Here is a 24,525-nt window from a genome sequence, read left to right on the forward strand (position 1 = left end):
CTCTTTCCTTGGCCATCGTTCCTATTGTAACACGTTTCGCGCCCAACGGTCTGATATTTTATATGTACGGTGCAGCTTGTTTCGCTACTCTTGGGGCATCCACCCGGCACAAAAAAATGCTATCTAACGTCCGTTAGATGGCCCACGCTACGGGTGAAGCACACGCTGGGCGCGACGCCTCGGCATCGCCGCCACCATTTCGGCGAGCGCTTCCTGCCCCGTTTTCTCCACCCCGGCGAAATAGTCGGACACACGGCGGAAAAACCGGTTTTTCTCAACATCATCATTGAGCAGGCGCAACATGGCCCGCTCGCCGCGGTCTGGTTCAGCTAAATGGTAAATCAAGCCGTTCCGCTGCAAATATTGCAAATTGATGCGCTCCTGACCCGGCAGACAATCGATCGTAAACATCGGAATGCGTTTATGAAGCAGCTCGCTCACCGTCACTCCACCCGGCTTTGTCACCACCGCGTCCACCTCATCATACAGCCGGTTCATTTCTTCCGGGTCGGCAATGTACGGGAGCGGACGGATGTGCGGGAGATTCCAGCTGGAAATTTCGTCGTATAACTGGCGGTTGGCGCCGCATAGCACGGAATAGCGAAACAGCGTCGATGCCTGGGCCGCCCGCAAAAAGGCCATCATATTGCCAAGCCCTTGGCTTCCGCCGGCGACAAGTATATGGGCCGGCCACCTCTTTCGCCGCGTTTCCGTCGTGATCCGAAACGCATCATGAACCGGAATGCCTGTGACCACGATGCGCCCTTCGTCAATCCCGTATTTTGTGACCAGTTCCCATTTCGCCTCTGGATGGGGGACGAAGTGATAATCGATAAACCGTTTCCCCCAGACGCTGTTCATGAAAAAATCGGTATAGACGTTCACCACAGGAACAAACAACGCCTGTTTCCGCTTAAGCTGCTGCAAAATGCGAGACGGAAACGAGTGGGTGCAAACGATCAAATCCGGCCGTTCCTGCTCGAGCATTTTTTTCATTTTGCTTTCGAAATATGGCAGCCATGGCTCAAATGAAACAAACTCGAACCGCGGCGGCTCTTGATACATAAACGTTTTGTACACGCGATGATAGGAAGCGGGATGTGAACGAATCCAGCGCAAATACGCTTCTGACACCATTTTTTCCATCAGTTCATTGCAATAGCTCAAAAAATCGATTTTTTTGCTTTCGACCGCCGGAAACTGGCGCCGCAAAAAATCGATCAACGTATCCGCGACTTTATGGTGTCCCGTGTTCATTTGAAACAACGGCAAGAACAACACTTTCATCATCGATCGCACCCTTTAGCTTTCGAAAGATTTTTGCGCCTCCGCTGTCCGATCCACGCCGCAAGCAAAAACAGCAAAAACAACGCCAATCCGACAAGCGGGAAAGAAACGAGGGGAATATGGACATGCCGGCCGAGCAGCAGCCCAACGAACATCATCGGGGCGACCCATCCAGCCGTTCCAAGCGCTGCAAGCAGCAAAAACGGCCGAAACGGAAACCGGCTTACCCCCGCCATATACGGGAAGATTTGCCGGACGCCTGGCGCATAACAGCTGAACAAAATGCCCCATTTCCCATAACGGCGGAACCAAAGCTGAGCCCTCCCCCACCGCTCGTCCGTAATTCCCACGTATTTGCCGTACTTTTTCATAAACGGCGCCCCCCACCATCGTCCGGCGCCATACGCCGCCACCATGCCGGTCATCGCTCCTCCCCAGCATGACGCGAGCGACGGCCAAAGCAGCAGCTGCTCCTTGGCGACGATCAAACCGACGAAAAAAAGCAAACTTTCCTCCGGCGCTGGGATGCCGACAATGCCGCAAAATAAAAACAAAAACAGCGTCACATATCCGTACGACTGAACGTACGGCAACCATACACCTGTTTCCATGGCTCCCCCATCACATCGACGAGATTCGTTTGTTAGTTTGCGCGTTTCTCATTTCTGTAATCGTCACCCAGCGCATCTTTCTCGCTGCTTCATCTTTCAGCAGCAGCTCAAGCGCTGACAACATTTGCTCCGGCGCATGCCGGTCGGCCCCCAACGCATCGCCGTTGTCATGAAGAACAATCACAGCTCCGCCGCGCAACGCTCCTTTTAACCGGCGGAACAACTCCATTTCCCCCAGTTTGGCGTTCCAGTCGCCAACAATATGCGTCCATAACACGGTCGTATACCGTTTTTGTACGATCGGTGCCCATGCGTTAAAATGCCCCCACGGAGGGCGGTAATAAATCGGTCGTTGGCCCGTCGCCCGCTCAATCGCCGCAGCGGCGCGGCGCACCCCCCAATCGAGCCAAAACGGCGGCACAAGCCAGTTGCTTATATGGCGATAGTTGTGAATGCCGACTTCATGGCCTTCCTCCACCATGCGCCGCACAATGTCCGGATAACGTTCCGCTTTGCGGCCGACGACGAAAAACGTCGCCTTGACACCGTGTTTCTTTAATAAATCCAACAGTTTTGGCGTATAATACGGGTCAGGACCGTCATCAAACGTCAAAGCAAGGCAATCGGGCGCTGTTCCTTCCCGAAACAACAGTACCCGCTTTTTGCGAATGACGATCGTCGGCACAACCCCGTAAACGATGATTCCAGCGATCAGACAACCGAAAAGCCATGCCAACATCGTCCTCACCTCGCAATATTTTTTCCTTTAAAAAATCACAACGTGCGAACAGACTACTAAATTTATAATAAATAATATATAATACAGACTACTAAATTTATAATAATAATATTATAATTTCGATGAAAAAAAAATCAAAAGAAAAACAATGAAATTTTCATGTGACGCCCAAACGTTCCCTTTTTCTATACGAAACGTCCAGCCGATCGGTTTCCTCCATAAATGACATTGCATCTGCTATAATACATAATCGGTATGAAACTCTAGCCGCAAAGAGCAATTCATCGGCATATCCGTTCCGCCGGACGGCCGGAACGGCACGGCCGCATTGTACGTTATTCATCTTGCAAAAAGACAGGTGATCTGCATTGCGAAAGAAAATCGTCTTAACCGGCGGCGGCACGGCTGGCCATGTGATGGTCAACGTCGCCTTGATTCCGAAACTAAAAGCACAAGGCTGGGACATCATCTACATCGGCTCTCTCGAGGGAATTGAACGGGAGATCATCGGCCGCATCGACGGCGTACCGTACTATTCGGTTTCGACCGGAAAACTGCGACGCTATTTTGACTGGAAAAACTTTAAAGATCCGTTCAACGTGCTAAAAGGCGTTTGGCAGGCGTACCGCCTTATCCAAAAAGAAAGGCCGGACGTCGTGTTCTCCAAAGGCGGATTCGTCTCCGTTCCCGTCATTCTTGGCGCCTGGCTGAACGGTGTACCGTCGGTGATTCATGAATCCGACTTGACGCCCGGTCTTGCAAACAAAATCGCCATGCCCTTTGCGACGAAAATTTGCCTCACCTTTCCGGAAACGAAGCAACACGTCAGCGCCGATAAAGCGGTCTACATCGGCGCCGTCGTCCGCGAGGAACTGAAGCACGGCAGCGTTGCCCAAGGGCGGAGGATGTGCCAGTTCGACGGCAAAAAACCGGTGCTGCTGGCGATGGGCGGCAGCTTAGGCTCGAAAAGAATCAACGACGCCTTGCGCGCCAACTTATCAACGCTGCTTGCCGAATTTGACATCATCCACATTTGCGGCAAAGGAAACATCGACCCAAGCCTCGCAGACCAAAAAGGATACAAACAGTTCGAATACGTCAACGAAGAGCTGCCACACTTGTTGGCTTTGGCCGACATCGTCGTCTCTCGCGCGGGCGCAAACGCCATTTTCGAACTGCTCGCCTTGCGCAAGCCGATGCTGCTCATCCCGCTCTCGAAAGCGGCAAGCCGCGGCGACCAAATTCTCAACGCCCGCTCGTTTAAAAACGCGGGCTATGCGGAAGTGCTGATGGAAGAAGACTTGACAAACGAATCGTTCTATGCCGCCATTCGCCGCCTATATGAAAACAAAGAGCGCTACCGGAAAAACATGGAGAAAGCCGGCGGAAGCGATCCGCTGCAAACATTGCTTTCCATCATTCAAGACACCGCCCGCCGGTGAAAGCAGGCGATGCCTGACGCGGCTAACCACGGCCGTTTTTTCGGCATCGCCTTATTTTGCATAGGCATGGAAATAAGCAACTCGACTAAACGGCTTATCCGTATTATAATCCATAGTATAGAAAGCAACAACTATTTTTTTACTTTTCTTAACATTTTTTAGAAGACGGACTGGCGAAAAACAACGAATTCATGCGGTTTAGGGAGCTCGCCCAAAAGCAAATGATGATGTTTCAAGACTTTTCTATTTGAAAAACCTTGTTGAAGCACAACATTTCCCCTTAAATCCTTGGTCTTCTACAATCCATCATCTTTTGTTCCCCTAAGCGGAATGCATGCCAGCCAACAGAGTAAAAGTAGAAGATAACAAACAACCGCCCGGCGGAACACCTCCGCCAAGCGGCGCGACTAAAAGTATAACAAAGAAATAACAACGGCTAGCACGATCCGATATACCGCAAACGGCACGAGGCGGATGCGGTTGATGAGCTGCAAGAGGAAACGGATCGCCAGCAAGGCAAAGACGAAGGCGCTCAAAAAACCGGCGATGAAAAACGGGATGTCGGCAGCCGTGACGTATTGCCAGTTTTTCAACAGCGACAGCCCGCTCGCCCCAGCCATGATCGGAACAGCCATAATGAACGTGAAATCGGCGGCGGCGCGATGGCTCATGCCGACGAGCACCCCGCCGGCAATCGTCGAACCGGAGCGGGAAAAACCGGGCCATAACGATAAGCATTGCACCAATCCGACGAGAAACGCCTGTTTGTACGTAATTTCGTCGACCGTCTGCGCCCGCGCAGCTCTTTTCGCGAATTTGTCGGCGGCGATCATGAGCAGCGCGCCGAGCACAAGGCCGATGAGCACCGTTTTCGTAGAAAACAAATGTTCGTCGATGTAGTCTTCAAACAAGACGCCGAGCACCCCGGCTGGAAGCAGGCCGACGATGACGTGAAGAAGCGTCAGCCGCGGATGTCCGCCCGGATGGCGGCCGCGGAAACCAAGCAAATCGAGAAATCGGTCTTTAAACACCACAACAGCGGCCAAAATCGAGCCGAGCTGGATAACGACTTTAAACGTATTCGCCGCGTACTTGCCTAAAAACTCGGTCGATTTCAACCAAAGATCGTCCACAATGATCATATGCCCGGTCGAAGACACAGGGGCAAACTCGGTCAGCCCCTCGACCATCCCTAAAATAACCGCCTTCAACAGCTCGATCCAGTTCATTCGTTCCATCCTTTCTGCGCGGGGTCGTCCTTTTTATACATATGGGCCGGGCGGGCGAAATAACACCCTGCTTCGGCCGTGCCTGCTCTATTGTACTACAAATCATTCGTTTCTACTACCCGCACGTTTTTGGATGGGTGTGATGCCGGGAAGAGCGTCAGTCATCAGTCAGCGGGCGGAAATGGGCCTGCCCCCATCTCCCCACGCCGTTCTAGGTAGTGGTACAAAGCGCCGCACAGTTCGCATCATTTTCCAGCTCCACCGGCAGACCCGTCGCCCCGCCGAATACGTCTTTAAAGTTAGGGCCGTGAATGCACGGCAAGGCGCTGCTTCCGCCAATGACACCGATGTCGCTGTCGACGCTGCCTGCCGAACTGATCGCGATGCCAGAAAGTTCGTAACTCGCCTGCGCGTGGCGGACGACGCGAAGCAAGTCGTCGCGAAACCGTTGAAAGTCATGACGCTCCGAACGGTAGCGCCCCTTTTCCAAAAAATCACCGCGCTCGTTCATGACGGCATGTTTCACATACGTGCCGCCAATGTCGAAAACGATATAGCAACGCATCGATGGCGCCTCCTTCATTCTTTTCACTATTTCCTTGCTTTATTTTATGCTTTATGTATTCGTGATCCAATCGTCTGCACCTCCCTGCCGCAATGAAAGAAGCCGCTCCGTTGGCGGGAGCGGCTCGTTTCCATCATCGTTCATATCCCATTGACAACGCCTTTTGCGCATTACGGACATCATGATAAAGAAGCTGGGCGAGGTCGTACGCCGGATAGTAACCACGTTCATACATATAGTTGAACGCTTTTTCGTGCGTGTCAATGGCTTTGAGCAGATGTTTGACAAACGTTTTGCGCAACACCGGCGTCGCCGCCTCGGTAATGGCAGCAGCATAATTACGCACTGCCGTTTTTGAAAAGCCAAGCAAATCGCCAGCGTGCAAGGCCCGGTCGCCATCATCATGGTCGCGGCTTTCTTCCATCATCGGTGCCGCCGGAATGAAGGCAAGCAGCTCGCGCAAGTTCGTTTCCAATCCTTGAATCGTTTCCGTATAAAGCCCTTTCAACTCAGGACAGTCGATCTTGCCGACAGCCTTTTTCATTTTCATTAACGCGTTGGCCTGAAAAGCGATCAATTCATGCAGCTCCAACGTTTCATGCCATGCCAAATGGCGATGGCCGTGCATTTGCCCATGCATATGGTTCATCACGCTTCCCCCTCGTTTTTTATCAGTTCATTTCCATTTACTGTTATATGCCTATAAAAAGGAAACGGTCACCATTGTACGGGCCTTCCGTATCGGCAAAAAAGGCGTCTCGCCTCAGGCGAAACGCCTTCCTCCATCCTGTTTACAGCCAATCCCCGCCATCAAATCCATCGCCGCCGTCAAACCAGTCATCGACATCCAGACCGTCAGCCACATCATCAACTGCATCGTCGAGCAACTCCTCCGCTACCATTCCCGCCAACATGCCAGCCGCGAATCCGCCAATGGCTCCGGCCCATCCATGTCCGCCATGGTGCGAATGATGGACGGGTGAATAATGGCCTACGGGATGGCTATAGATTGGCGAATGTGGCGTTGCCAACGGATGCCCACTCAGCTGGCCGAACGCCCCAGCCGCCTGCACCGCCTCTTCGATGGCTTCTCGAAGCAGACGGGCTGCCGCCGCCGAATCGCGAAGCTGTTCGTGAGTAATCAACAGTTCCCGTTTCATTTCGCGTTCCCCGCCAAAGCCGTGGCGGACGTCGATCTCCATATACAAACGCACCCCTTCTCCCTCGACAAGGGCAAAAAACTCAACCTCCTGGACGATCCCTTGAAACTCACCCGTTGGGAAGAATGAAAATTCTTGTCCGTACGGTGTAATGCTCCCAGATGCCGGTTTCTCCCGGAATCCTAAGGCAGCCAATGCGGAAAACACTTGATCCAAGGCGGTCGGCGGCAAAATGTGAATGGCGTCTTGGTCATATGCATCCACCCCAGCGGCAATATCGAGCCGGGTGACGAACGTATAACGAACCGTGGGGCGGCTGATCGGCAAATGGTGCGGCAGTGTGTACGAAAACGGGAGCACTTTCCGCTCGCTAGGCTGAATCGTAAACGAAGACGCGACCGGGATCACCGCCGCGGTTTTGCGATATGCCTTCCCTTCCGCTTGCACTTCTAATTGCAATACGACATCTAAGTTCCGAATGTGTTGGGCGACTGAACCACCTTCCAGCAAAAATTCCCCTTCCAACGTTTCACCAAGGCGTACATGCGAGCGATGCAGCACGAGATCCACTTTGGCAGCGCTGATGCCGAGTCTCGATAAAAACTTTTTCCACATCGGACCTCTCTCCTTTTTTTCATCTTATTCACACTTGAATTACGAACAAGCCGCCAACATGGTGTCACCGAAATAATTTGATCAACCCCAAGACGATCAATACAACCCCAGGCAGCATGGTCGCCCTTTTCATGATTCTTGTTTTTGACACCATATACCCCAACGATAAGCCGAGTCTGATGAACACAAGATTGAACATACCAACCAGCAAGGCAAACGAAAGCGGCGGAAAATGCAAAAGCGACGAACTGATCCCGGCGCCAAAGGAATCCATCGAAAGAGCAATGCCGATTAATAACGCTTCTTTTTGACTGATCGTGCCTGAACGATCAAGATCGCCAAGTTCGGGGCGTTTCAATACTTGAACAGTGCCGCTGAAACGGTTAGCCCCCCCTGCTTCATCAGGCTCCATCGAAAACTCGCTCCCGTCTCCCTTTGGTTTATAGACGTTATAAATCGCCCAACCGCCAAGCGCCATGAGAATGACCGAAGCAAGCCCTCGCTCGACTTGCAACGGCAAAAAAAGCGCCAACAGGCGGCCGATGTTCATGGACGCAAACACCACCGCCCCGGACATGAATGCGATCAGCACCAACGAAACAAAGGAGAAACGGACACCTCTCATTCCATACGTCATGCCTACGCTCAAACTGTCCATGCTCACGCTGAAAGCGAGCAAAATCATGGACACCCATAACCACATAGGAATCCCCCCTGCCGTACGATATGCAATTCCGTACAGAGAGGGGACTTTCTTGCCATTCGACACGCATCGATTTCCGGGGAAATGTTTCCCCTTTTCTCGACATTATTCCCGCAAATGATACGGCAGCGTCGCAATGACCACATCTTTTTTCATGATCAAGAAAAAGCGCAAGATGATGGCGGTTTGGTTATGCAAAAATGTATGCCACCATTTTTTCACAATAAATTGCGGCAAGAGCACTGTCACCGGCGCGCGGTCTGCTTCTTTTTCCGCTTTCGTGATGTATTCTAATAATGGCGACAAAATGGTTCGGTACGGTGAATAGATGACTTCCAACGGAATGTCCGGATAAAACTTCTCCCACTTTTGCCGCAGCTTTTGTTCGTCTTTTTCGTCGAAAATAATCGACAGTGCCGTAATGTCGTCGGAAATGCTGCGAGCGTACTGAACGGATTGGGCGACCACTTTGCTGACGCCGGAAATGGGAATAATGACTTTTGGTTTCAACAGTTTCTCGCGCTGTTGCCACTCCCGTTCGTCAAGCCGCAATTGCTCGCCAATTTTTTTGTAATGCTCGTGAATTCGGATGAACATCCAGACGAACAGCGGAATCGCCACGATGACGCTCCAGGCCCCTTGCGTAAATTTAGCGATCATCGTGACGAGCGTGACGATCCCGGTGACCACCGCTCCCGTTTCGACGGTGAGCAGCACGCCGAATTTCCGTCCTTCTTCCCGATTCCATAATTTTTTAATCAACCCACTCTGACCGATCGTAAAGGAAAGAAAGACGCCAACCGCATAAAGCGGGATGAGCGAATGGGTTTTGGCATGAAACGCGATGATCAATGCGATCGCCAGCACGCTCAACAATATAATGCTATTGGAAAACACAAGGCGATCGCCCCGGGCCGCCAAGCTTCTCGGCAAAAAACCGTCCTTCGCCATAATCGACGTCAACTGCGGAAACCCGGCAAAACTCGTATTCGCCGCGAGCACTAAAATGACCATCGTCGCCAGCTGAAACAAGTAAAACAAAAGACCATTCCCAAACACATGGCGTCCGATTTGCGAAATGACCGTTTGATGCTCGGTCGGAGTAACGCCGAATCCCGCCGCCAACACGGTGATGCCTAAAAACATCACGCCAAGCAATGTGGACATCCATCCCATCGTAATGGCGGCGTTTTTTGAACTGTCTGGCCGGAACGCCGGCACGCCGTTGCTGATTGCTTCGACCCCAGTCATCGCCGAACATCCCGATGAAAAGGCGCGCAGCAAAATAAACAAACTGTAACCGGACGCAAACATGTGAGCTGTGGAAGCATGCTCATGCATCGTAAACCCATGCCATCCTTCCTGCCACAACTGACACCCGCCGACAGCGATCATCACAAGAACGAAGCCAATGAACACATACGTCGGGTAGGCGAAAACCGTTGCGGATTCGGTAATGCCGCGTAAATTGAGCACCATTAAAAGCAAGACAAGAGCGACAGCGAGCTCCACTTTCCACGGCAGCAGCCCCGGAAACGCCGATGTCAGCGCGGCGACGCCGGAGCTGATGCTGACGGCGACAGTTAAAATATAATCGATCATCAGCGCCGCCCCGGCCACTAAACTAATTTTCGTCCCCAAATGGTCGCGGGCGACGACATACGCCCCGCCGCCGGACGGAAACGCGTAAATGATTTGCCGATACGACAAGGTCACTAACAAAAGCAATACTAAAATCGCCACCGCGATCGGCAGCGAATAGAAAAAGACGCTTGTCCCTAATAAAGCAAGCACAAGCAAAATTTCTTCCGTCGCGTAGGCCACCGATGACAGGGCATCGGAAGAAAAAACGGCCAACGCTTTCCATTTCGGCAATTTTTCATGTTTGAGCCGTTTTGTCTCCATCGGTTTCCCAATCAACAAACGTTTTAACGAAGCCATGCTTCCGTTCCTCCCAAAGCATATTCGAGTTGATTCAAAAAGAAAAAACCGCTGAGGACGCGCTCAACGGCTACGTTTGGTTCAAAACCATACTCGTCCTCCCCAAAGCGCTTGCGAGGTTAGCTGTCGGGTTCGGGCTTGGAGAGATGCCCGTCCTTTCGGATTCACCCCTAGCAACGAGCGTTGCAACAAGTGGGTCCCCCGCTCCATGACGGATTCAGCGCTAAATATTCAGTTGTTTCTGCTTCCATATATTACTCCTCCTCCTTTTCTCCGTAAACAGTGAAAAAGCGGAAAAAACAACAATTTTCTGGCTCTTCACCACAAGTTGTACTTGATCATTGAAGATCGGTGTGCATAGAGAAAATAGAGGGTACAAAAAATGCGAATTTTCCTGTATGGTAAAGGTGTCCAAACCAAACCATTGGAGGAAAATTCGCATGTACGCTCAGTTTATCAAAGAACTCATCGATTTACCAGATGTTTTGATTCAAAAGGTGCGAAAAGAAGAAGAACGTTGGATTTTCGAACTTTCTCTTCCTGAACAATGCCCGTTATGTCCTGTTTGCTTGAAACGCACGATCAAAATGACAGGAAAAAAGAAGCAATGGATGCATGGGTATGCTCAACGGATCGGCATCTTTTGGGTGGAACTCCCTGTGGAGCGTAGACGTTGTTGTACATGTGGCATGACATTCAGCACGTCTTATCCCGGAATTTCCCCTCGAAGTGCAGCGACGGATGCGTTTCAGCAATGGGTGGCGCAATCTTGCATCGGAACATCCATTCAGGCGGTGGCTCGTATGCTCAAGCTTCCGTACACGACCGTTGAACGCTGGTTTTATACCCATGCCCCTTCCTTCCTATCGAATGACATCCAACCAAAGGCAGTTTGTGTCGATGAGTTTGCGTTTCGAAAAGGACATGATTACGGAGTGGCAGTCATGGATGCCGAAACGGGAGAAGTGTATGCCGTTGAAGCAGGAAAGAACGAGGAAGCCATTGGACGTGTGTTGGCTCCTGTGTCTGGTTCTGTTCAGTATGTCGTGAGTGATTTGGCTCCAGCGATGAAAAAAGCCATTCAAGAGGTGTGTCCGGAAGCGAAGCATGTGGTCGATTATTTTCATGTGATTCAATTGTTTACGGAAGCGTTGGATCGATGCCGCAAATCCTTCGGAAAAGGGAACAAGAAACATGGGCATGTTCGGCATGTTTGCCGCTTATTGACCCAGTGCCCCGAGAAACTCACCGAGGAGGAGCGCCAAACGGTGCGGGAGTGGCAGAAAGAGAGCGATTCCTTGCAGGCTGTCTATCAATCCCTTCAACATTTTCGTTATGTATCCAAAAGCCAAAGCGAGCGACAAGCGAAACGTCGTTTGAACGCCTGGGTTCATCGGTATTTGTTTTGTCCTTGTTCTGCTGTTCGCGCCATCGCAAAATCACTCGTCAAACGAACAGACGAAATCATATCGTGCATTTTATCCCCTTATTCAAATGGGAAAATGGAGGGAACAAATAACAAGATCAAGCTGATGAAACGTCGGGGATACGGATACAGAAATATCCAGCGTTTTGCATTGCGGGTTCGGCTAGAAACAGCTAACATACTTTCATGACAGGTGCAAGTACAACTTTTGGTGATGAACCAATTTTCTCTGCCTTTGAGCCGCTTTTTCGCATAAACCGTCCTTATCTTTACACTTTCTTTCTTTTTCCTGTCTTGCCTCTATCCAATCATAATTTTCCCTTTCGGATAGCGGAACGGATCAGGCTGACGGCGCAGCGTGACCGCGTACGCGATCGTCAGCGGACCGACGCGGCCGGCAAACATCGTCAAGATAATGACCGTCTTTCCAAGCGGAGACAACTCTGGAGTCAGTCCCATCGACAGTCCGACGGTCCCAAACGCCGACGTCGCTTCGAATAAAATCATGAGAAAGTCTTTTCCGCTTTCGGTGATCGTCAACACCATCGTTACAAACATGACGATAAACAGCCCGCTCATGGTCACGGTCAGCGACTTGTATACCGTATCATAGACAATTCGTTTTCGGAACAAAATGACGTCTTCCTTCCCGCGAATTTGCGACCAAACCGCGCCGAGCAACGTCGTAAAGGTCGTTGTTTTGATTCCGCCGCCCGTCGAACCCGGGGAAGCGCCGACAAACATGAGAAACACGATCAAAAACAGCGTCGGCTGCGTCAAATCCGGGATGTTAAGCGTATTCGAGCCCGCCGTTCTCGGAGTGACCGCCTGGTAAAACGCGGACAGAAACTTGCCTGAGAGCGACAGCGGCCCCATCGTCTTCGGATTGTTCCACTCCAGCAGCAATATCAGCGCCATGCTGGCTACTAGCAGCCATGCCGTCGTAATGGCGACGACCTTCGTATGAAGGGAAAGGCGGCGCATCTGCCTATACTCGTACACTTCATTCATGACAATAAAGCCGATTCCACCTAAAATAATCAAAATCGGCACAACAAGGCTGACGACCGGATCGTCCACATAGCCGGTCAAGCTGCGGAACTCACCCATTAAATCAAACCCGGCGTTGTTAAAATTCGAAATCGCATGGAAAAAGCCAAAGTAAATCGCCCGGCCGAGCGGCATGTCAAAGGCAAAGCGGATTGAGAGCAACACCCCGCCGATCCCTTCAATCACAACAGTAAAAAGGAAAATGCGTTTGACGAGCCGAACGATGCCCTCGATCGTCAAATTATTGAGCGCCTCTTGGAGGATGAGCCGTTCTTTCAACGAAATGCGTTTGCCAAACAAAAAGGCAAACAGCGTCGCAAACGTCATAAATCCGAGCCCACCGACTTGAATGAGCGCCAAAATGACAAGCTGGCCAAACAGGGTAAACGTCGTCCCGGTGTCGACGACAACAAGTCCAGTTACGCACGTCGCGGAAGTCGCTGTAAACAGCGCGTCTAAAAACGGCAACCCCTTTCCATCCACGGTCGCAACAGGAAGCATCAACAGCAGCGCTCCAATCAAAATAATGAGCGCAAATCCGGACACGAGAATTTTCGGCGGATCAAAAAATTTGCCTTTCGGATTCATTGGCATGGCTTACCTCTTTCCCTTCATCCAGTTCTTCCTTATAGTTTGTGGATAATGCATAGAAAAAATATACCAAAAACAAGCCGATTCCGGTACAGCCAATAATTTTTATCATAATGTCCTCGTTGTCTAATAAAATGGGTAAAGGGCATGGCCACGCGCATCGGGACGTTTTCAGAAGGGCAGTTGAAACCTTTTCGATTTCCATTCGTCATATATGAGTGGCAGTCCATCGCCATACAGGGAAACGAGGTGGCAAGGAGGGAGGCGCCCGTCAATCCTTAAAAAACATTCCATTGACTTTTGGCAAAAGACGTATTATGCTACTTGACATGGAGACGTTCCGATGTAAAATGATGTCAGGACAAAATGCTGGCTGCTATGCGCGGAAGCTGTTCATAGAAGAATAGAAATAGAAATGGATCTTTCGAGAATACGAGACAAAGGAGGAGAAGAGAACGTGAAAACGATTGGAAAGAAATTGTTGACAAAATGCCGTTCTCTCCCTAACCAATATATTGGTTTTTTTATTTTGGCGGTGCTCTTGTTTTGGCTGAAGACGTATGTCGCCTATCTAGCGGAATTTAACCTTGGCATCAGCAACTCCATGCAGGAGTTTTTGCTGTTGATCAATCCGATCAGCTCGGCGGTGTTTTTCTTTGGCTTAGCCCTATTGGGCAGAGAAACACGGGTATATAGGCGGCTCGTTACTATTAATCTCATTTTGTCGTTCATTTTATACGCCAATATCGTCTATTATCGCTTTTTCAGCGATTTTATTACATTGCCGACGTTGACGCAAACGAAAAACTTTGGCGATCTCGGCGGCAGCATTTTGGAATTGCTCAGATGGTATGACCCGCTTTATTTCTTGGACACGATCATTTTGGCAGTGATCGTGTTCTCGAAACGGTTCCCGCTTCCGCCGGTGCGGGCCGGTCGCGTCAAAAAAGGCGTTATTTTTGCTTCGGCCATTTTAATGTTCAGCGTCAACTTGGCGCTCGCGGAAGCCGACCGCCCGCAGCTGTTGACTAGAACGTTTGACCGCAACTATATCGTCAAATATTTAGGGGTATACAACTACTTGATCTATGACACGATCCAAAGCATGAAATCGTCGACACAACGGGCGTTCGCGAACAAAAGCGACATCACAACCGTATTGAACCATGTGCAGGCGACATATGCCGAGCCGAATCCGAAGTATTTCGGCGTCGCCAAAGGAATGAACGTCATCTATATTCACTTGGAGTCATTCCAAAACTTTTTAATCAACTACAAACTGAATGGCCAGGAAGTGACGCCGTTTTTAAACTCGCTCACCCGCGATCCGAACACATTCTATTTCGATAACTTCTTCCATCAAACGGGTCAAGGGAAAACATCGGACGCAGAGTTTATGCTCGAAAACTCGCTCTATGGCCTGCCGCAAGGGGCCGTCTTCACGACGAAAGGGCAAAATACGTACCATGCGGCTCCTGCCATTTTGCGCCAATACGGTTACACAAGCGCGGTTTTCCACGGCAACTACAAATCGTTCTGGAACCGCGATGAAATTTACAAATCGTTCGGGTTCGATCATTTCTTTGACGCCAGCTACTATGATATGAACGACGAGGACGTCTTGAACTACGGGTTGAAAGACAAACCGTTCTTCCGGGAGTCGATCCCGCTGTTGGAAACGTTGAAAGAGCCGTTCTATGTGAAATTTATTACACTGTCGAACCACTTCCCGTACCCGATCAGCGAGGAAGATGCCACAATCCCGCCGGCAACGACGGGAGACGGAACGGTCGACCGTTACTTCCAAACGGCCCGCTACTTGGATGAGGCCATCAAAGAGTTCTTTGATTACTTGAAAAAATCCGGTCTGTACGACCGCTCGGTCATTATTTTGTACGGCGACCATTATGGCATTTCGGAAAATCACAACAAGGCCATGTCGCAAATTTTAGGCAAGGAAATCACGCCGTATGAACACGCCCAGTTACAACGAGTGCCGCTGTTCATCCATGTCCCAGGCATAAAAGGCGGCGTCATTCATGAATTCGGCGGCCAAATCGACTTGTTGCCGACTTTGCTGCATTTGCTTGGCATCGACACGAAAAATTACGTCCACTTCGGAACGGACTTGTTGTCGCCGGACCATCAAGAAATCATCCCGTTCCGCAACGGTGACTTCGTAACGCCAACCGTGACAGCGGTCAACGGCAAGTACTATGATACGAAAACGGGCGAGCCGCTTGAAGAAACGCCGGAGATTCAACGTCTCGAACAAATCGTCCGCACGAAGCTCGACCTGTCGGATAAGGTTGTTTACGGCGATTTGCTCCGGTTCTATACCCCAAAAGGCTTCGAACCGGTCGATCCGTCGAAATACGATTACAACAAACGCGAAAATGAAGAGGGAAGCGCACAATAAGCGCTTCCCTCTTTTTTTCTAGAAGGCCGGTGAAAAACGGTGACTTTCGCTTAATCAGTGTTTGGGGACGCGAGAGAAGGCCTGGTTTTAAAAGGCTTCTCAACTTGAGAACACCGTGTTTTTCGTGTTTTTTTCACTCCATCACTACCCTTCTAGGACAAACGGACAAAAAAACGCTCGCCCAGCTGAAACTAGGCAAGCGTTCCCGTCATTCCCCGACTTGTTCAAGCACAATCCGCTTCGCTCTTCCTAAATAACGCTCCACTTGACGCAGCACATTTTCCTTCTCCGCAAATGCCTCGACTTGCGTTCCATCCACTGTCACACGCGTTAAAAAGAGGTTTGATTTTTTGTCAGATCCAATGCCCGTGCCATTCCATTCACATGCCCACGGGCGACTGTTCGCAAAAACTGGGTGTCATTCAATTTTTCTGCATCCTCTTTTCGATCAATAAATCCATTCTCCGTGAGCACCGCCGGCATCACTGTTTCGCGCAGCACATGGAAGTTTGCTTTCTTTTTCCCACGGTCGCGAAATCCTGTAGCCTTGACGACTTCTTCATGAATGGCATCGCGGATGCGGGCTGTTACCGAATCGTCATCAAGCCGATTATAAATATAATCTTCATACCCCGTGCCGCCACCGGCATTCACATGAATCGACACGTATAAATCCGCCCCCCATTGATTGGCCCGATCGGTCCGCTCCTCAAGCGGCACCGTTTCATCTTTTGTCCGACTCAGCTGCACCAACACTCCTTCATACTCATTTTGCAGCAGACGGTTGATTTCAAGAGCGATAAACAACGTAATGTCTTTCTCCAACAACCCGTTGCCGATCGCTCCGGTATCTCTTCCCCCATGACCGGGGTCAATAAAAATTTTCGGCATCGTCGTTTTCTCCCCTTCCTTACATGTCCGGCGTTTTTCACGAAGACAATATAGGGACATCCACTCCACATTTTTCCTTATTTTATTAATAGAATAAGCATTTGAAAGGAAAAGGTGACAGGCAAAGGACCAAAACAAGGAGAAACACTAGCCGCCAACATTTCCTCTATTTGTGGTATAATAGGACGAGGAAATAAATTCCAAAGGAGGAATACGCATGTCCCGCGCACAACAATGGGTGCAATATTTCCTTTCCCACCGCCATGTCACGATGGAATTGATCCACAAAATCGACGAGGCGCATTATGATTACAAACCGACGCCGACCTCGATGACAGCAAAGCAGCTGGCGACACATATGCTGTTCAGCTTCTACAATTTCGCCAACACGGCGAAACACGGCGATCCATCGCTGTTCCGGCAAAAAATCGAGGAATCGGAGACGAATTTGGCCAAGCTGGCGGAGTCGTATACGGAAAAAACGAAGCAGCTCATCGAATCGATGCGCGATGACGACTTCGACCGAACGCTCGATTTAACATCGATTTTCGGCATTCAAATTCCAACCAAACAGTTGTTGCAAATGGCAATGGATCATGAAATTCATCATAAAGGCCAGCTGTTCGTCTACGTCCGCGGCATGGGGCATACGGACTTGCCGCTGTTTGTGAAGCGCGGTTAATCTTCTCTCCCATTGTTTCATTATGGGGCTTCGCAAAAAAGCCGGCTAGGCATCCCTAACCGGCTTTTCCTTTTGATTTATTTTCTTAAATAGAGCACCCTTCGTCGGTGCACGTCCCGCCTTGATCAGTCGACAGCGGCTGCAGCGGCCGCGATTGTTCTTCCTCCCATACCTTCTCCAGCGCCCGCCGGAACACCTCAACCGGCTGGGCGCCGGAAATCGCATACTTCCGGTTCAGAACGAAAAACGGCACGCCGCGGACGCCCAACGCCGCCGCTTCTTCCTCATCGCGGCGCACCTCTTGTGTGTAGCGGTCGCTAGCCAACACTTCTTCCGCTTCCGTCCGGTCAAGCCCGGCTGCTTCGGCGATCGCAAGCAGCACATTGCGGTCGCTGATTCGCTTCGACTCCGTAAAATAGGCGTAAAACAACCGCTCGACGACATCTTGAAGCTTTCCTTTTTCATTCGCATATTGAGCCAACCGGTGGGCGTCAAACGTATTCGTCGGCTTCATCGTGTCAAAGCGGAACGTCAAACCGACCGCCTCCGCCTGCCGGCCGATATCGGCGTTCGCCCGCTTCGCTTCCTCGAGCGAAATGCCGTATTTGTTGGCGATGATTTCATGAATCGTCAATGGGGTCTCGTTTGGTGCGTTTGGATCGAGTTCAAAGCTGCGGAATACGATTTCAACGTCTTCCCGGTGCGGAAATGGCTCAAGCGCCTGTTCCAATCGGCGTTTGCCGATATAGCAAAACGGGCAGACAAAATCGGACCATACTTCAATTTTCATGGCCATCCTCCTCTACTTTTGACGCGCTTCCCCTCCATTGTAACCCATCGCTAGTCAAATGGCGAACGAAAGGCACGGGGGCGGACCCACCCGCATACATTGTACTACCATGCTGTTGGGACAAGGAGGGAGAATCTCATGCATTCCCAGGAATTCGGCGCCTTTCTGTTGCGGATTGTCACCGGGTTCATCTTTTTCGCCCATGGCTGGGTGAAATGGCAGCGGGGGCTTGAGGCGGCGGCCGATTCGTTTGCGGCGATGGGGCTTCCCGGCTGGCTCGCCTACATCGTGACGATGGTGGAGCTTGCCGGCGGCTGGGCGATGATGCTTGGCCTTGGCACACGGCCGATTGCGGCGGCGTTCGAGCCGGCGCTCGGCTCGGTTAAGGCAAAGGCGCCGATCCATTCGCCTGTCGCCATTTTTGGCAAGTAGCGCCGCTTTTGTTCCTCGGTGCCGAGCTCGACGATGCCGACCGTACCGATGCCGGTATGAGCGCCGATTAATGTCGTATAGCCGTTATGCGTTTTCCCGAGTTCTTCATAAATGGCGCATTTGCCGACCATCGACAAGCCAAGGCCGCCGTATTCTTCCAGGATGCTTAAGCCGAACAGCCCCATGGCTTTCGATTTTTCAATAATATCTTCTGGAATGTGGTCGTTTTCTTCAATGTCCATGGCCACCGGTTCCACGACTTCTTTCACAAATTTACGGACGTTTTCTTTTAAAAATTCAATCTCGGCTGGCAACGTAAAATCCATCTTCTTCCCCTCCCCGTGATTCGATTCCATATTTTTGCGCCTTGCGCACAAGGGTCGACGCATCGACACCCAACAGCTTCGCCGCCCGCCGATACGTGCGCGCATGATGAAGCGCTTTGATGATGAGCTGGCGCTCGACGTCCGCCACCGCTTGTTTGAGCGGAACGACCTCGCTGACTGACACCGGATCGGCAGCCGTCGGCGGCTCAAGATGAAGCCATTTCGCCACGTGATCTTCGTCGACGACGGGCGCGGCAGACGTTACAAACATGCGCTCAATGGCGTTGACGAGCTCGCGGACGTTGCCAGGCCAATGGTAGTCCATCATCATCGCAAGCGCCCTGTCGGTGAACACGAGCTGTTTTTGATACTTTTTAGCAAACCGCTTTCGATAATGGTCGACCAACAGCGGGATGTCTTCCTTCCGGTCGCGCAACGGCGGAATGGCGATCGGCATGACGTTCAGCCGGTAAAACAAATCAGCTCTGAACCGCCCGGCGGCGACCAGCTCTTCAAGCGGTTTGTTCGTTGCGGCGATGATGCGGACATCGATCCGTTTGGGCGCCTCAGCCCCCAAGCGCATAATTTCCATCGACTGAAGCACACGAAGGAGTTTTACTTGCAGGTGGAGCGGGATTTCGCTAATTTCATCGAGAAAAATCGTCCTGCCATCCGCCTGTTCAAAGTAACCCTTTTTTCCTTTTTTCGCCGCACCGGTGAACGCCCCGGGCTCATAGCCGAACAGCTCGGACTCCATCATCGTCTCCGGAATCGCCCCGCAGTTTACCTTCACAAACGGACGGCCGCTGCGCGCGCTCTGCTTCCAGATGAAGTTCGCTAACTCTTCCTTTCCGACGCCCGACTCTCCGGTCAAAAGCACGGTGACATCCACGGCCGCCGCCTGGCGGGCAATGGCGATCACATGCGCCATCGCCGGCGCCCGGTAAATAAAACTTGTTTTTTCGATGAGAAAATTCATTGTCTTTTTTAAGAATTTCGTTATAATAAAGATTGTTAATGATAGTGATTTTCATTTTCTTAGTCCAAAAGGAGGTGGCCGCATGGTTCGCTTGTATGCCGAGGAGCTCACCGTCCGCTATGACGACCGGACGATTTTTGAACGATTGTCCGTCCGCATTCCCGATCGGCAAATCACTGCCATTATCGGGCCGAACGGGTGCGGCAAGTCGACGCTGCTCAAGACGTTGACGCGCATCATTTCCCCACAATCGGGCGCGGTCATTTTAGACGGTCAAGCCATTTCCCAGCAACCGACGAAAGAGCTGGCGAAAAAAATGGCCATTTTGCCGCAGACGCCGGAAGCGACAAGCGGATTAACGGTCGCTGAGCTCGTCTCGTACGGCCGCTTTCCGTATCAAAAAGGATTCGGACGGCTGACAAAGCGGGATTATGAAGCGATTGACTGGGCGCTTGACGTCACCAAAACGGCCGACTTAAAGCACCGGCCGGTCGATGCGCTCTCGGGCGGGCAGCGGCAGCGCGTCTGGATCGCCATGGCGCTCGCTCAAGAGACCGACATCATCTTTTTGGATGAACCGACGACGTATTTGGACATCGCCCATCAGCTTGAGGTGCTCGAGCTGCTTGAGCGGCTGAACCAAGAAGAAGGGCGGACGATCGTCATGGTGCTTCATGACATCAACCAGGCGGCCCGCTTTGCCGACTATATCATCGCTATGAAAGCAGGAGCCATCATCAAGTCCGGGCGGAGCGAAGACGTTATCTGCCGCGAAGTGCTCCGCGACGTGTTCGGCATCGACGCCGACATCGGCCGCGACCCGCGGACGAACAAACCAATTTGCTTCACTTATCAATTGCTCAGGGAGGTTTATTCATCATGAGGAAAACATGGCTTGCATTGTTGCTGATGTTCGCGCTTGTGCTAAGCGCATGCGGCAACGCGGCGGACGATCAAAAGAACAACAGCGCTTCACCAAAAGAAAAAAAGACAGAAACGATTACATACCAATCGGAAAACGGACCGGTGGAAGTGCCGGCTAATCCGAAGCGCGTCGTCGTCTTATCGACGTTTGCCGGACATGTGCTGGCCTTGGACGTCCCCGTTGTTGGCGTGGATTCGTGGTCGAAAATGAGCCCGCTTTTTCAAGAAAAACTGAAAGATGCCGAAGTCGTGACCGATGAAGACATTGAAAAAATTATGGCGTTAAAACCGGACTTAATCATCGGATTATCCAATACGAAAAACGTCCACAAATTAAGCAAAATCGCGCCGACCGTCACCTTTACATACGGCAAAGTCGATTATTTGACACAGTTTTTGGAAATCGGGAAACTGTTGAATAAAGAAAAAGAAGCGAAAGCGTGGATCGACGATTTCAAACAACGGGCGCAACAAGCCGGGGAAGAAATCCGGGCCAAAATTGGCGAAAACGCGACCGTCACTGTAGTCGAAAACTTTGATAAGCAGCTGTATGTGTTCGGCAACAACTGGGCGCGCGGCACTGAGATTTTGTATCAAGAAATGAAGCTGAAAATGCCAAAAGCTGTAGAAGAACAGGCGCTCAAACCGGGCTACTATGCCGTTTCCCTTGAGGCGCTCCCGCAGTTTGTCGGCGATTATCTCATCTTAAGCAAAAACGACGACGGCGACACATCGTTTATGGAAACGAACACGTTCAAAAACATCCCTGCTGTCAAAAACGGCCATATGTTTGTCGCCGATGCGAAGGCATTTTATTTCAACGACCCGATTACGTTAGACTACCAACTCGATTTCTTTAAAAAACATTTTTTAGGCCAATAACGACGAGACGGGGCGTTCATGGGCAGTGAATGTCCCGTCCTTCTTTGTGTCAAAGGGGGAGTCACCAATGGACGCAGACCGCCGGCGTTGGCCGTTTCGTTATATGTTTTTTCTGTCGCTTGGCCTGCTTGTCGCCGTTTGGTTTGGCTCGATGCGAGTCGGCGTCGCCGATACGACATGGAGCGACGTATGGCGGGCGTTGTTTTCCGATCAACAAAGCAAACAGCTTGATCTCATTCGCGAGCTCCGTCTGCCGCGCGAAACAGCGGCCGCCTTTGTCGGCGCCGGCCTTGCCGTCGCCGGAGCGATCATGCAGGGGGTGACGCGCAATCCGCTTGCCGACCCCGGTCTCCTTGGCCTCACCGCCGGCGCAAACGCAGCGTTGGCCATGACAATGGCCTTTTTCCCTTCCGCCCATTATCTTTTGATCACGGTCGCCTGTTTGCTTGGTGCGGCCGCCGGGGCAGGGGCCGTCTTTGGCATCGGCGCCGCCCGCAAAGGAGGGTTTTCACCGCTTCGCATCGTCTTGGCCGGCTCGGCGGTTTCGACGCTTTTATTCGCCATCGCCGAAGGAATCGGACTGTATTTCCACATTTCCAAAGACGTCTCGATGTGGACGTCAGGCGGGGTGGCCGGAGCTTCATGGAAACAATTGTCGGTCGTCATCCCGCTCATCACGACCGGGCTCGCTATTGCCGCATGGTATTCACGGCAGCTGACGATCCTTAGTTTGAGTGAAGACGTCGCGGTTGGCGTTGGGCAAAAAACAACGACCGTCAAAACATGGCTGTTTTTCGCTGTGTTTTTATTAACAGGAGCGTCGGTCGCCATCGCCGGCAATATCACCTTTATCGGCTTAATGGTTCCTCACCTCGTGAGGGCAATAGCCGGCGCCGACTACCGGTTTGTCATCCCGCTGTCAGCGACTGTCGGCGCCAGCGCCATGGTGCTGGCCGACACGGCGGCGCGCACGGTCAATGCCCCGTTTGAAACGCCGGTGGCCGCCATCATCGCCGTCATCGGCTTGCCGTTTTTCCTCTTCGTCGTGCGGAAACAAGGGAGGGGCTTTTCATGAGAAAAAAAAGTTTTTCGCTCTTTGCCGTGCTTGCGTTGCTCATTGCCGCAACAGCGGCCGTCGCCTTAAGCACCGGCGATGCGCCGCTCTCATATAACCGCATCGTCCCGACACTATTGGGCTACGGTTCGATGGAAGAGGAATTCATTTTGTTTTCCCTTCGCCTGCCGCGCCTTTTCATCACCTTGTTGGCCGGCATGGCGCTCGCCTTATCCGGGGCCGTATTGCAAGGCCTCACGTGCAATGACCTCGCCGACCCGGGCGTGCTTGGGATCAACGCCGGCGCAGGCGCGGGCGTCGCCTTGTTCTTTTTGTTTTTTCCGATTGAGGCCGGAACATTTCTTTACGCCTTGCCGCTCGTTGCCTTCACCGGGGCGATTCTGACAGCAGTTGCCATCTATGCCATCTCCTACAAGAAAACAACCGGGCTGCAGCCGGTGCCGTTTATCTTAACCGGCGTCGGCATGTCGATGGCGCTATCTGGGCTGATGATCGTCCTCATTTCCGCCGCCGACCGGACAAAAGTCGATTTTATCGCCCGCTGGCTTTCCGGCAACATTTGGGGCGATGATTGGCCGTTTATTTGGGCCGTGCTGCCGTGGTTGGCTGCGGGCACACTGGTGGCGCTATATCGGGCGAAGCATCTCAATATTTTGCACTTAGGCGACCCTGTTTCGATCGGGGTCGGCGTCCACGTCCGCCGCGAGCGGCTCGTGCTTATGACAACAGCTATTGCCGTCGCGGCCGCCGCCGTCTCTGTAACCGGGAGCATCTCCTTTATCGGCTTAATGGCGCCGCATATCGCCAAGTCGATCGTTGGCCCACGCCATGAGCGGGTCATTCCGGCCTCCATGCTCATTGGCGGCTGGCTGCTGCTTGCAGCTGACACGATCGGGCGCAACGTTCTCGCCGAGCCGCTTCCCGCCGGCGTCATCGTCTCCTTGATCGGCGCGCCGTATTTCATTTACTTGTTGTTAAAGCGTTGACATCCGCTGCCCGTTATGAGAACGGGTTCGAGCGATGACACCCGCCAAACAAAGACGCCGGTTCATAAAACCCGGCGTCTTTTCCAAAAGCGGACAACCGCAACCACAATGACAATCGCGATGATGATATAGACAACATCAGCGTACGCGCCAATCACATCGGATACTTTTCCCCACGACTGGCCGAGCGCCGCGCCGACGGAGATTAAAATCGTATTCCAAATGAGCGTCCCCAATACCGACAGCCAGACAAACAGCCCGATATTCATCTTCGCCATGCCCGCTGGAATGGAAATCAAGCTGCGTACAAGCGGAATCATGCGTCCGAAAAAAACGGCCCACACCCCGTAGCGATGAAACGTCCGGTTCGCCTTGGCAATGTCTTCCGGCTTCACCCGCAGCCATCCGCCCCAGCGGTCAACGATCCGCTCAAGCCGCTCAACGGACAACAGCCGGCCGATCCCATACAGCACGATCGCCCCAACGATCGATCCCGCTGTCGCTGCCACAATGACGCCTGGCACCGTCAAAGACGTGTACGTCGTCATGAACCCGCCAAACGGCAAAATGACTTCCGACGGAATCGGCGGGAAAATATTTTCAAGCGCGATCATCAAAAAAATACCGATATATCCGAATTGCTCCATAAAATCAGTGATCCAAGCCTGCACGCGTTCTTCCTCCATTCACTCGTCCTTCGCTTATGTAGGATGTTTATGCAGCGTCAATGCAATCCTTTCCCTATCTTAACAGAAAACCGCCATTCCCCGCAAAACAAAA

General features: G+C 51.8%; 20 protein-coding genes, 4 pseudogenes and 1 riboswitch. Of the genes and pseudogenes, 9 read left to right on the top strand and 15 right to left on the bottom strand.

The genetic code is table 11. From position 1 onward, the window contains the following. Positions 1 to 147: 147 nt before the first annotated feature. From NSS88_RS07435 to NSS88_RS07445, 3 genes are read right to left on the bottom strand one after another with little or no spacing between them, the layout of a single operon-like run. Complete coding sequence (locus NSS88_RS07435) at positions 148 to 1,290, bottom strand: MGDG synthase family glycosyltransferase (RefSeq protein WP_049624465.1); 1,143 nt, start codon at positions 1,288 to 1,290, stop codon at positions 148 to 150. Beyond that, positions 1,287 to 1,898 (bottom strand): DedA family protein, encoded by a 612-nt coding sequence (locus NSS88_RS07440; RefSeq protein WP_049624466.1) that lies wholly within the window; start codon positions 1,896 to 1,898, stop codon positions 1,287 to 1,289. The genes NSS88_RS07435 and NSS88_RS07440 overlap by 4 nt, the downstream gene beginning before the upstream one ends. A 10-nt stretch (positions 1,899 to 1,908) precedes the next feature. Beyond that, the gene (locus NSS88_RS07445) at positions 1,909 to 2,637 is read right to left on the bottom strand and encodes a polysaccharide deacetylase family protein (RefSeq protein ID WP_049624467.1); all 729 of its coding nucleotides are present in this window, start codon (positions 2,635 to 2,637) and stop codon (positions 1,909 to 1,911) included. Positions 2,638 to 3,005: 368 nt separating this feature from the next. On the opposite strand from NSS88_RS07445, the gene NSS88_RS07450 reads away from it, so the two are divergent. Beyond that, entirely contained in the window at positions 3,006 to 4,079 is a 1,074-nt protein-coding gene (locus NSS88_RS07450) for an undecaprenyldiphospho-muramoylpentapeptide beta-N-acetylglucosaminyltransferase (RefSeq protein WP_049626556.1), read from the top strand. A 407-nt stretch (positions 4,080 to 4,486) separates the two neighbouring features. Here NSS88_RS07450 and NSS88_RS07455 read toward each other — a convergent pair whose 3' ends face one another. The 6 genes and pseudogenes from NSS88_RS07455 to NSS88_RS07480 form a co-directional block, all read right to left on the bottom strand. Continuing rightward, positions 4,487 to 5,308, bottom strand: coding sequence for an undecaprenyl-diphosphate phosphatase (locus NSS88_RS07455; RefSeq protein ID WP_033016517.1), 822 nt, complete (start codon positions 5,306 to 5,308; stop codon positions 4,487 to 4,489). Between the two features lie 226 nt (positions 5,309 to 5,534). After that, a pseudogene (locus NSS88_RS07460) lies at positions 5,535 to 5,873 on the bottom strand (ROK family protein); the annotation flags it as partial. A 133-nt stretch (positions 5,874 to 6,006) separates the two neighbouring features. Continuing rightward, positions 6,007 to 6,513, bottom strand: a complete 507-nt coding sequence (locus tag NSS88_RS07465; RefSeq protein ID WP_080706550.1) for a spore coat protein — start codon at positions 6,511 to 6,513, stop codon at positions 6,007 to 6,009. 151 nt (positions 6,514 to 6,664) lie between these two features. Next, on the bottom strand, positions 6,665 to 7,648 hold the full coding sequence (locus tag NSS88_RS07470) for a sporulation protein (protein WP_049626555.1): 984 nt from the start codon (positions 7,646 to 7,648) through the stop codon (positions 6,665 to 6,667). A 64-nt stretch (positions 7,649 to 7,712) separates the two neighbouring features. Beyond that, positions 7,713 to 8,351 (bottom strand): sporulation membrane protein YtaF, encoded by a 639-nt coding sequence (gene ytaF, locus NSS88_RS07475; RefSeq protein WP_049624469.1) that lies wholly within the window; start codon positions 8,349 to 8,351, stop codon positions 7,713 to 7,715. A 105-nt stretch (positions 8,352 to 8,456) separates the two neighbouring features. Beyond that, positions 8,457 to 10,292: an APC family permease gene (locus NSS88_RS07480; RefSeq protein ID WP_049626554.1), complete on the bottom strand. Its 1,836-nt coding sequence runs from the start codon at positions 10,290 to 10,292 to the stop codon at positions 8,457 to 8,459. A gap of 93 nt (positions 10,293 to 10,385) precedes the next feature. Next, positions 10,386 to 10,525, bottom strand: a riboswitch (cyclic di-AMP (ydaO/yuaA leader). A 207-nt stretch (positions 10,526 to 10,732) separates the two neighbouring features. On the opposite strand from NSS88_RS07480, the gene NSS88_RS07485 reads away from it, so the two are divergent. Next, the gene (locus tag NSS88_RS07485) at positions 10,733 to 11,908 is read left to right on the top strand and encodes an ISL3 family transposase (RefSeq protein WP_341083693.1); all 1,176 of its coding nucleotides are present in this window, start codon (positions 10,733 to 10,735) and stop codon (positions 11,906 to 11,908) included. Between the two features lie 110 nt (positions 11,909 to 12,018). On the opposite strand, the gene NSS88_RS07490 is transcribed toward NSS88_RS07485, so the two are convergent. Next, positions 12,019 to 13,356: a TrkH family potassium uptake protein gene (locus NSS88_RS07490; protein WP_033016513.1), complete on the bottom strand. Its 1,338-nt coding sequence runs from the start codon at positions 13,354 to 13,356 to the stop codon at positions 12,019 to 12,021. 418 nt (positions 13,357 to 13,774) lie between these two features. On the opposite strand from NSS88_RS07490, the gene NSS88_RS07495 reads away from it, so the two are divergent. Next, positions 13,775 to 15,778 (top strand): LTA synthase family protein, encoded by a 2,004-nt coding sequence (locus NSS88_RS07495; protein WP_230847090.1) that lies wholly within the window; start codon positions 13,775 to 13,777, stop codon positions 15,776 to 15,778. 208 nt (positions 15,779 to 15,986) lie between these two features. Here the strand turns inward: NSS88_RS07495 and NSS88_RS07500 are convergent. After that, positions 15,987 to 16,669 (bottom strand): annotated as a pseudogene (locus tag NSS88_RS07500) (N-acetylmuramoyl-L-alanine amidase family protein). Positions 16,670 to 16,886: 217 nt separating this feature from the next. On the opposite strand from NSS88_RS07500, the gene NSS88_RS07505 reads away from it, so the two are divergent. Next, positions 16,887 to 17,351 (top strand): DinB family protein, encoded by a 465-nt coding sequence (locus NSS88_RS07505; protein ID WP_015373774.1) that lies wholly within the window; start codon positions 16,887 to 16,889, stop codon positions 17,349 to 17,351. 85 nt (positions 17,352 to 17,436) lie between these two features. Here the strand turns inward: NSS88_RS07505 and NSS88_RS07510 are convergent, their stop codons facing one another. After that, positions 17,437 to 18,141, bottom strand: a complete 705-nt coding sequence (locus NSS88_RS07510; RefSeq protein ID WP_121678237.1) for a DsbA family oxidoreductase — start codon at positions 18,139 to 18,141, stop codon at positions 17,437 to 17,439. 138 nt (positions 18,142 to 18,279) lie between these two features. Between NSS88_RS07510 and NSS88_RS07515 the strand changes: the two genes are divergently transcribed. Then, complete coding sequence (locus NSS88_RS07515) at positions 18,280 to 18,573, top strand: DoxX family protein (protein WP_230847172.1); 294 nt, start codon at positions 18,280 to 18,282, stop codon at positions 18,571 to 18,573. On the opposite strand, the pseudogene NSS88_RS07520 reads toward NSS88_RS07515, so the two are convergent. Further along, positions 18,489 to 18,899 (bottom strand): annotated as a pseudogene (locus tag NSS88_RS07520) (acyl-CoA dehydrogenase family protein); the annotation flags it as partial. The gene NSS88_RS07515 and the pseudogene NSS88_RS07520 sit on opposite strands and share 85 nt — an antisense overlap. After that, positions 18,871 to 19,863: pseudogene (locus tag NSS88_RS07525) on the bottom strand (sigma-54 interaction domain-containing protein); the annotation flags it as partial. The pseudogenes NSS88_RS07520 and NSS88_RS07525, both read right to left, overlap by 29 nt. A gap of 97 nt (positions 19,864 to 19,960) precedes the next feature. Here NSS88_RS07525 and NSS88_RS07530 point away from each other — a divergent pair. The 4 genes from NSS88_RS07530 (at position 19,961) to NSS88_RS07545 (ending at position 23,745) form a co-directional block, all read left to right on the top strand. After that, positions 19,961 to 20,761, top strand: a complete 801-nt coding sequence (locus NSS88_RS07530; RefSeq protein WP_033016509.1) for an ABC transporter ATP-binding protein — start codon at positions 19,961 to 19,963, stop codon at positions 20,759 to 20,761. Continuing rightward, positions 20,758 to 21,684 carry an iron-hydroxamate ABC transporter substrate-binding protein gene (locus NSS88_RS07535; protein ID WP_049625083.1) on the top strand — a complete coding sequence of 309 codons (927 nt, stop codon included), beginning with the start codon at positions 20,758 to 20,760 and terminating at the stop codon, positions 21,682 to 21,684. Before NSS88_RS07530 ends, NSS88_RS07535 begins: the two co-directional genes overlap by 4 nt. 67 nt (positions 21,685 to 21,751) lie before the next feature. Next, positions 21,752 to 22,759: a FecCD family ABC transporter permease gene (locus NSS88_RS07540; protein WP_033016506.1), complete on the top strand. Its 1,008-nt coding sequence runs from the start codon at positions 21,752 to 21,754 to the stop codon at positions 22,757 to 22,759. Then, positions 22,756 to 23,745, top strand: a complete 990-nt coding sequence (locus NSS88_RS07545; protein ID WP_121678235.1) for a FecCD family ABC transporter permease — start codon at positions 22,756 to 22,758, stop codon at positions 23,743 to 23,745. The genes NSS88_RS07540 and NSS88_RS07545 overlap by 4 nt, the downstream gene beginning before the upstream one ends. A 62-nt stretch (positions 23,746 to 23,807) precedes the next feature. On the opposite strand, the gene NSS88_RS07550 is transcribed toward NSS88_RS07545, so the two are convergent. Beyond that, a complete protein-coding gene (locus NSS88_RS07550) occupies positions 23,808 to 24,416 on the bottom strand; it encodes a DedA family protein (RefSeq protein WP_033016526.1) in 609 nt (202 codons plus the stop codon). Between the last annotated feature and the right edge of the window lie 109 nt (positions 24,417 to 24,525).

Origin of the sequence: Geobacillus sp. FSL W8-1251, from assembly GCF_038005945.1 — a bacterium.
GTDB lineage: Bacteria > Bacillota > Bacilli > Bacillales > Anoxybacillaceae > Geobacillus > Geobacillus stearothermophilus.

Bases quoted from the DNA above. Each gene is read 5' to 3' on its own strand.
- NSS88_RS07435 (WP_049624465.1), bottom strand. From the start codon at position 1,290: ATGATGAAAGTGTTGTTCTTGCCGTTGTTTCAAATGAACACGGGACAC.
- NSS88_RS07440 (WP_049624466.1), bottom strand. From the start codon at position 1,898: ATGGAAACAGGTGTATGGTTGCCGTACGTTCAGTCGTACGGATATGTG.
- NSS88_RS07445 (WP_049624467.1), bottom strand. From the start codon at position 2,637: ATGTTGGCATGGCTTTTCGGTTGTCTGATCGCTGGAATCATCGTTTAC.
- NSS88_RS07455 (WP_033016517.1), bottom strand. From the start codon at position 5,308: ATGAACTGGATCGAGCTGTTGAAGGCGGTTATTTTAGGGATGGTCGAG.
- NSS88_RS07465 (WP_080706550.1), bottom strand. From the start codon at position 6,513: ATGCATGGGCAAATGCACGGCCATCGCCATTTGGCATGGCATGAAACG.
- NSS88_RS07470 (WP_049626555.1), bottom strand. From the start codon at position 7,648: ATGTGGAAAAAGTTTTTATCGAGACTCGGCATCAGCGCTGCCAAAGTG.
- ytaF (WP_049624469.1), bottom strand. From the start codon at position 8,351: ATGTGGTTATGGGTGTCCATGATTTTGCTCGCTTTCAGCGTGAGCATG.
- NSS88_RS07480 (WP_049626554.1), bottom strand. From the start codon at position 10,292: ATGGCTTCGTTAAAACGTTTGTTGATTGGGAAACCGATGGAGACAAAA.
- NSS88_RS07485 (WP_341083693.1), top strand. From the start codon at position 10,733: ATGTACGCTCAGTTTATCAAAGAACTCATCGATTTACCAGATGTTTTG.
- NSS88_RS07490 (WP_033016513.1), bottom strand. From the start codon at position 13,356: ATGAATCCGAAAGGCAAATTTTTTGATCCGCCGAAAATTCTCGTGTCC.
- NSS88_RS07495 (WP_230847090.1), top strand. From the start codon at position 13,775: ATGGATCTTTCGAGAATACGAGACAAAGGAGGAGAAGAGAACGTGAAA.
- NSS88_RS07505 (WP_015373774.1), top strand. From the start codon at position 16,887: ATGTCCCGCGCACAACAATGGGTGCAATATTTCCTTTCCCACCGCCAT.
- NSS88_RS07510 (WP_121678237.1), bottom strand. From the start codon at position 18,141: ATGAAAATTGAAGTATGGTCCGATTTTGTCTGCCCGTTTTGCTATATC.
- NSS88_RS07515 (WP_230847172.1), top strand. From the start codon at position 18,280: ATGCATTCCCAGGAATTCGGCGCCTTTCTGTTGCGGATTGTCACCGGG.
- NSS88_RS07530 (WP_033016509.1), top strand. From the start codon at position 19,961: ATGGTTCGCTTGTATGCCGAGGAGCTCACCGTCCGCTATGACGACCGG.
- NSS88_RS07535 (WP_049625083.1), top strand. From the start codon at position 20,758: ATGAGGAAAACATGGCTTGCATTGTTGCTGATGTTCGCGCTTGTGCTA.
- NSS88_RS07540 (WP_033016506.1), top strand. From the start codon at position 21,752: ATGGACGCAGACCGCCGGCGTTGGCCGTTTCGTTATATGTTTTTTCTG.
- NSS88_RS07545 (WP_121678235.1), top strand. From the start codon at position 22,756: ATGAGAAAAAAAAGTTTTTCGCTCTTTGCCGTGCTTGCGTTGCTCATT.